The 6,144-nt window shown below is 57.5% G+C and carries 8 protein-coding genes and 1 rRNA gene; 7 read left to right on the plus strand and 2 right to left on the minus strand.

From position 1 onward, the window contains the following. Positions 1 to 79 precede the first annotated feature (79 nt). From rpmI to NFR47_RS06165, 3 genes are all read left to right on the plus strand, one after another. Complete coding sequence (rpmI, locus tag NFR47_RS06155; protein ID WP_251214694.1) at positions 80 to 274, plus strand: 50S ribosomal protein L35; 195 nt, start codon at positions 80 to 82, stop codon at positions 272 to 274. A 92-nt stretch (positions 275 to 366) separates the two neighbouring features. Further along, the gene (gene rplT / locus NFR47_RS06160; RefSeq protein WP_251214695.1) at positions 367 to 711 is read left to right on the plus strand and encodes a 50S ribosomal protein L20; all 345 of its coding nucleotides are present in this window, start codon (positions 367 to 369) and stop codon (positions 709 to 711) included. 193 nt (positions 712 to 904) lie between these two features. Then, complete coding sequence (locus tag NFR47_RS06165) at positions 905 to 1,135, plus strand: hypothetical protein (protein ID WP_251214696.1); 231 nt, start codon at positions 905 to 907, stop codon at positions 1,133 to 1,135. 91 nt (positions 1,136 to 1,226) lie between these two features. Here NFR47_RS06165 and NFR47_RS06170 read toward each other — a convergent pair whose 3' ends face one another. Continuing rightward, positions 1,227 to 1,694, minus strand: coding sequence for a lipocalin family protein (locus NFR47_RS06170; protein ID WP_251214697.1), 468 nt, complete (start codon positions 1,692 to 1,694; stop codon positions 1,227 to 1,229). Positions 1,695 to 1,847: 153 nt separating this feature from the next. Between NFR47_RS06170 and NFR47_RS06175 the strand changes: the two genes are divergently transcribed. Then, positions 1,848 to 3,878 carry a S8 family serine peptidase gene (locus tag NFR47_RS06175; protein WP_251214698.1) on the plus strand — a complete coding sequence of 677 codons (2,031 nt, stop codon included), beginning with the start codon at positions 1,848 to 1,850 and terminating at the stop codon, positions 3,876 to 3,878. Positions 3,879 to 3,887: 9 nt separating this feature from the next. Then, positions 3,888 to 4,553 (plus strand): MgtC/SapB family protein, encoded by a 666-nt coding sequence (locus NFR47_RS06180; protein WP_251214699.1) that lies wholly within the window; start codon positions 3,888 to 3,890, stop codon positions 4,551 to 4,553. Positions 4,554 to 4,670: 117 nt separating this feature from the next. Here NFR47_RS06180 and NFR47_RS06185 read toward each other — a convergent pair whose 3' ends face one another. After that, complete coding sequence (locus NFR47_RS06185) at positions 4,671 to 5,297, minus strand: YiiX/YebB-like N1pC/P60 family cysteine hydrolase (protein ID WP_251214700.1); 627 nt, start codon at positions 5,295 to 5,297, stop codon at positions 4,671 to 4,673. Positions 5,298 to 5,737: 440 nt separating this feature from the next. Between NFR47_RS06185 and NFR47_RS06190 the strand changes: the two genes are divergently transcribed. Both NFR47_RS06190 and NFR47_RS06195 read left to right on the plus strand, forming a co-directional pair. Then, complete coding sequence (locus NFR47_RS06190; protein ID WP_251214701.1) at positions 5,738 to 5,950, plus strand: hypothetical protein; 213 nt, start codon at positions 5,738 to 5,740, stop codon at positions 5,948 to 5,950. Between the two features lie 123 nt (positions 5,951 to 6,073). Continuing rightward, positions 6,074 to 6,144 (plus strand): 16S ribosomal RNA (locus NFR47_RS06195); the annotation flags it as partial.

A 6,144-nucleotide genomic window follows, 5' to 3' on the forward strand; every position in this document is an offset into this window, starting at 1 on the left:
TGCGTGCAAAAAAGGTTGCAGAATGCGAAAAAAATAGTACTTTTGCAGGCTATGTTTAACTAAATAACTGTTTGCGACAATGCCGAAAATGAAAACCAATGCCGCGGCGAAGAAGCGCTTTACCTTCACCGGCACAGGAAAGATCAAGCGTAAGCACGCTTATCACAGTCACATCCTGACCAAAAAGACGACTAAGCAGAAACGCAATCTTTGCTACGCAGGGATCGTTTCGCCGGCCGACGAGGCCAAAATCAAGAACCTGCTGGTTAAATAACCGTCGGGCAAAATTATTAACCGGAGCGAATCAGCCCCGAAGAACGCGGGAGAACCGCGTCGCTGACAGCTCTTAAAAAAACATTTCAGACTATGCCACGTTCAGTCAATGCCGTTGCGTCCCGCGCACGCAGAAAAAAAGTTCTGAAACTTGCCAAGGGTAACTTTGGTTCAAGGGGAAACGTTTGGACCGTAGCGAAAAACACGGTCGAGAAGGGTTTGCAGTATGCCTATGCACACCGCCAGCTCAAGAAGCGGACGTTCCGTTCGCTGTGGATCACGCGTATCAACGCTGCGGTCCGCGCGCAGGGGATGACCTATTCGCAGTTTATCGGCAAACTCAACGCCAAGGGTATCGAGCTCAACCGCAAGGTGATGGCCGACCTGGCGATGAACGAACCGAAAGCATTTGCGGCAATCGTCAAAGCAGTCAAATAGCAATGTAGCCGACGGCCGGGCTGCGGGTCACCGCAGGCAGGGCCGTCCGATGGTTGCAAGATTCCGGTAGTGGGTCGGACGGCCCGAATCGGGGGACGGCAGCTGTTTTCAGGCGGAGAGCGTTTCGGCGTTCCCCGCCTGCTTCTTTTCGGGGCGGTACGTGTTTTGCAGCGGTCGCAGGAAAATGACGATTATGGAAAAGACCGATTGCAGCAAGCCCATGCCTGGCCAGAATAACAAGATGACCCCCGCCGATACGCGTCCCGGATGCGCCATGCGCATTCCTACCGTGACGCAGAACATGCCCGAGAACGGGAAGCGCATCACTCCTGCCGCCGCAGGCGAAGCGCCTACGCAGCAGCAGATCGAGCAGGACGTTACTGCGACGAACCCTTCCATCGAAAGTATGGAAAGCAGGGGGTAGATATTCAGAATGACATGACGCCGATTGGTTGCGTTCGCTATGCCAGAACGAAAAACAGCAGAACCGAGGTTCTGCTGTTTTGTTGTATTTGTTACAGGAACGGTACGCTGCCGCTGCGCGAGGCGGGTTGGAGCGGTAGGCTGGGGATGACGCTGCGGGTGTAGGTGGCGATGTCGCTGGTCCCGGCCATCTGCCATTGCATGCTGTTTTCGGTCAGCGCTCCGATGATGTATTCCCCCCCCCACGGGGTGCCGCTGGCGTAGGTGCCGCGGATGAGTGCGCTCTGCGAATCGAACGTGAAAGTGCCGTCGAAGCACTCGAATCCGTGCGAGACGATGTTCTGATAGAGAGTGAAAGTTTGGTCGGCGTTGAGCCGCAGATAGATTTCCTTGTCGAGGTCCGTGCCGCCCGACCAGGCACTCAGACGCCATTCCCCGGCGAAGTCTGCGATTTCGATGCCCACGGCGGGCTCAATCGTGGGGACAGAATCCTTGTCGTTCTTGCACGAGGAGCACAAGAGGGCGCACGCGAGAAAAGCGTATTGTAAAAGTCGCATCATGATTCGGAAGTTTTGGATGTTCAGACAAATATAGTCGTTCGGCGGCAAATTGCAAAATCCGGCGGCCGAAATATGATTTTCACCGAAAAATTCCTACCTTTATCGGCGGTCGGAGTGTTCCGGCGCAAAAACGGATATTTATAATTAAAGGATATGAAACGACTGATATGGATAGCGGCGGTGCTCGGTCTTGCCGCCTGTGCGAATGACGCTACGGAGACCGCCTCCGATAAGATGCTTCCGCAGTCCGGCGCGAAGATTCTCAGTGTGCCGCAGGGGGCTGTTGCGGGGTGCCTGTCCGTCGAAGTGACCGACGGGCTGGCCGAGCGTATCGAGACGGCGCAGGCAGCGACGCGCAGCGGCGGGGGAGCGATGACCCGTTCGGGCGTGGCCGACATGGACCTTGTGCTGGAGCGCATCGGGGCCGAGCGGTTCGCCCGGGTATTTCCCTACGAAGCACGCTACGAGCAGCGGCACCGCGAGTTCGGGCTCCACCGCTGGTATACGGTCCGTTTCGACAGCGAGGAGGAGCTGACCGCGGCGGCCGGGCTGCTGAGCCGTGTGGAGGGCGTTTCGGCGGTGGAGTACCGACATCCCATCGAGTCGGGGCGCCGGGGGCCGATGGTTCCTGCCGCCGCGGCCCGTCCTGCGACGCGTGCGGCGATGCCCGCCAACGACCCGTGCCTGCCCGACCAATGGCACTATAACAACACGGGGAACAAGACGCTGGGTTCCTACGGCAACTTCGTATTCCAGTTCAAGGCGGGGTGCGACGTGAATCTGTTCGACGCGTGGAAACTCTGTACGGGTTCGCCCGAAATCGTGGTGGCGGTGCTCGACGAACCGGTGCAGTCCACCCATCCCGATTTGGCGGCCAATATGTGGGTCAATCCCCATGCGGGCGAAAATGCGGAGTTCGGCAATGACCTCCATGGCTACAACTTCTGCAACCGCACGGACAAACTCAACTGGCAGGGGAACTATTACGACAGCGAGAACAAAGAGTGGATGTACGCTGACCACGGGACCCATGTGGCCGGAACGATTGCGGCGGTCAACGGCAACGGAATCGACGTCTGCGGCATAGCGGGCGGAGCCGACGGCAAAGGCGGCGTCAAAATCATGTCGTGCCAGATTCTGGACAGCGACGGCGACCCGGCCAACGATGCGGACGACGCGGCGGCCCGGGCGTTCGTCTATGCGGCCGACCGGGGCGCGCTGATTGCCCAGTGCAGCTGGGGCTACGGCACGAACCTGAAGACCGAGGCCCAATGGGCAGGCATCGCCCAGGGGATGGAGAAACGTGCCGTGGACTATTTTATAAAGTATGCGGGTGCCGACGACCCGAACGCACCGCTGAACGGCGGGCTGGTGATTTTCGCCGCGGGCAACGACGGCGACATAGTGGGCGACCAGATGATGTGGCCGGGGGCCTACTCGCCGACGGTGGCCGTGGCGTCGATGGCCCCGGACTTCACACCTGCCTACTATACGGACTACGGAAGCTGGGTCGACATTACGGCTCCGGGCGGCGACTATCTGTACGAAGAAGAGGGCGCTGTGCTGAGCACGATACTCGAAGACCCTGCGATGCAGTTCCGCGACGGCCGGAAAGCGTCGGTCGGCTACATGCAAGGCACCTCGATGGCCTGTCCCCATGTGTCGGGCGTGGCGGCGCTGGGGCTTGCGTATGCCTCCAAACTCGGGAAACGCTTTACGCCTGCGCAGTTCAAATCGCTGCTGCTGAGCAGCGTACACGACATAGATGGTTATATGAAAGGCTCGAAACCTTTTATGGATGTGAACGGCGGTGTGTCGCTGCTCAATCTGACGGACTACCGCAAGAAGATGGGAGCGGGCTATGTGGATGCCTATCTGCTGCTGCTGAATATCCAGGGAACGCCGGGCGTGTACGTACAACGCGGCAAGGAGAGCGAAATCCCGCTTGACCGCTATTTCGGCGGCTCGACCGGAGTACTGCTGAAAGCGGAAGCGACGCCCGAGGCGAAGGATCGGCTGGGCATCGGGACGCTGGCGGTGCGCAATGGCAAACTTGTTGTTGCGTGCTCGAAAACGGGTGTGGCGACGGTCCGCCTTTCGACGCAGATCGGCCAGACCTCCGTGTCGCGCGAAATCGCACTGATCGTCCGCGAACGGGTGGCGGCCAACAACGGCTGGCTGTAAGGAAAAAACATGGAATGGAATTTTATCTGGCGGCTGTGCGCGGCGGGTCTGTGCGGCACGATTATCGGCCTTGACCGCGAATACCGGGTGAAGGATGCGGGATTCCGCACCCATTTCCTGGTGGCGCTGGGCAGCGCCCTGATGATGATTGTGTCGCAATACGGATTCGAGGACCTGCTGGCGACGCACGACGGACTGCGCTTCGACCCGGGACGGATTGCGGCGCAGGTGGTCAGCGGCATCGGCTTTATCGGCGCCGGAACGATTATTCTGCACCGTCAGCTGGTGCGCGGGCTGACCACGGCTGCGAGCCTGTGGGCGACGGCAGGCATCGGGCTGGCGGCGGGTGCGCACATGTATGTAGTGGCCGGGGCGGCGACGCTGCTGACGCTTTTCGGGCTTGAAGCGCTGACCCTCTTTTTCGGCGGGCTGGGTCGCAAACGCACGCTGATAGTCTACTCGTCGGGGCGCCGCGAGGTAATCGACGCCATGTTCAACAAACTCAAGACCTCGAAATACACGGTCATCTCCTACGAAATCGAACCGACCCGCATGGACGGTGCGACCGTCTACCGGGCGACGCTGGTCATTCGGGCCAAGGGCATTGCCGAGGAGGAAGAATTCGTCAACCTGCTACGGGAATCGCAGGACATTACGGTCGAACGGATTGTCTGAGCCGCGACGGGTTCGGAGCGGCGGCAGGGCGAACTGAGAGCGGCGGATTTGCTGCTGTGGTGTTGCGGCAAGGCGGATTCGGAGCGGCGGCAGATAGCTGGGACGGCGGCACGGCTTTCAAAACCAACGGAAAACCTCGGTAAGCAAGGTGTCGCGCGACATGTCGTTGGGATTGGTGCCGGGCAATCCTTCGGGAATCTCTTCGCCCAGTTTTGCGAACAACTCGTTCCAGAACGGCGGCATCGAACCGTCGGCGGCACGGAAATTCATAGGCTGCGCCGGGAACAAACGACGGCCATCGGGGGCGAGGTAACTTTCCCATACCAATTCACTGCAATATAGCTTCCCGTTGTCGGGGCGGAACGAATAGTCGTAGGGCTGTCCGAGGAACGTGCGTGCGCGGGCGACGGCAGCGGCGATGCCTGCGGTGTCTTTCAAGCGTTTGGCAACGACGACGGGCCGACCATTCAGCCGGGCGGACTTGTTCAGAAAGTCGCTGAGTACGGTCATGCGCACGCCGCCGTCGGAGGTGGCCTCCAGTACCGAATCGGCCCGGCTGCCGATGACGGCGATTCCGACATGGGTGAACTTCAACGCTTCATCCCTGCCCGTAGCGGCTGCGATGGCGCTGCTCATGGCCGACTCGCTGCCCGCCTGGAACAGCAGGTCGCCCGTGCGTAGCTGTTCCCGCTGCTGGGTGCAGGCCGCCCCCAATATACCTATATATAATATAAGGGTTCGCATCCTATTGAATCTTTGTGTATGAATTCGTACTGCGGGCTTTCCGGTGTTGCTGTGTCGTCCGGGGACCCGATTGCAAGGCGAAAGATAACGCAAATCGAACGCAATGCCAAATAAGTTCGGGCATTGCCGGGGTGCAGCATCTGCGATGAAGCCAAATATAGTAAAAATTTTTCATAACTAACTTCCTGACTTATAGCCGGGTGTAAAAAAGCGCGGAAAAATGTCAAAAAAAAGTCGCTGAAATATTTGGAAATAACATCCGGAAACCTTTATCTTTGCACCCGCTTCGAGAGAGAAAGCAACCCTCCGAAGCGACACGGGTTCTGAAAAAGTTTTGAAAAAAGTTCCGGATTTTTTGGAGTTTCGGAAATTTGAATTACCTTTGCATCCGCTTTGACAACGACGCCTTGTCGGCGAAGAAGCGAAAAAGGTTCATTCACATGCAACTTTTCTTGCCTTGGCAAAGTCCGAATACGTTCGCCTTTGCGCTCGGCTTAAGAAAAGATTCTGAAAAATTTTCTGAAAAAATCTTCCGAAAAGATTTGGCGGTTTCAAAAAAGCTTTTTACCTTTGCACCACTTTCCGCTCTGCGAAAGCAGCGGACGGAACCGGGAGGGGCAACCCTCCGACAGAAACAGAAATGTTCTTTATAGCAATATAACGGACAGCGTTCTTTGAAGTATTTGAGCAGCTAAAGTTTTCCCACTCTCTTCGGAGAGTGATTTCAAACAATACCTTTGAGATTAGAGCTAAAGATTTAGAACAAAACATTTTATACAATGGAGAGTTTGATCCTGGCTCAGGATGAACGCTAGCGGCAGGCTTAACACATGCAAGTCGAGGGGCA

This window comes from Alistipes muris (assembly GCF_943193205.1).
GTDB classification, from domain to species: domain Bacteria; phylum Bacteroidota; class Bacteroidia; order Bacteroidales; family Rikenellaceae; genus Alistipes; species Alistipes muris.

Coding starts and splice junctions, on each gene's coding strand:
- NFR47_RS06170 (WP_251214697.1), bottom strand. CDS start 1,694: ATGATGCGACTTTTACAATACGCTTTTCTCGCGTGCGCCCTCTTGTGC.
- NFR47_RS06165 (WP_251214696.1), top strand. CDS start 905: ATGGAAAAGACCGATTGCAGCAAGCCCATGCCTGGCCAGAATAACAAG.
- NFR47_RS06190 (WP_251214701.1), top strand. CDS start 5,738: ATGCAACTTTTCTTGCCTTGGCAAAGTCCGAATACGTTCGCCTTTGCG.
- NFR47_RS06180 (WP_251214699.1), top strand. CDS start 3,888: ATGGAATGGAATTTTATCTGGCGGCTGTGCGCGGCGGGTCTGTGCGGC.
- NFR47_RS06175 (WP_251214698.1), top strand. CDS start 1,848: ATGAAACGACTGATATGGATAGCGGCGGTGCTCGGTCTTGCCGCCTGT.
- rplT (WP_251214695.1), top strand. CDS start 367: ATGCCACGTTCAGTCAATGCCGTTGCGTCCCGCGCACGCAGAAAAAAA.
- NFR47_RS06185 (WP_251214700.1), bottom strand. CDS start 5,297: ATGCGAACCCTTATATTATATATAGGTATATTGGGGGCGGCCTGCACC.
- rpmI (WP_251214694.1), top strand. CDS start 80: ATGCCGAAAATGAAAACCAATGCCGCGGCGAAGAAGCGCTTTACCTTC.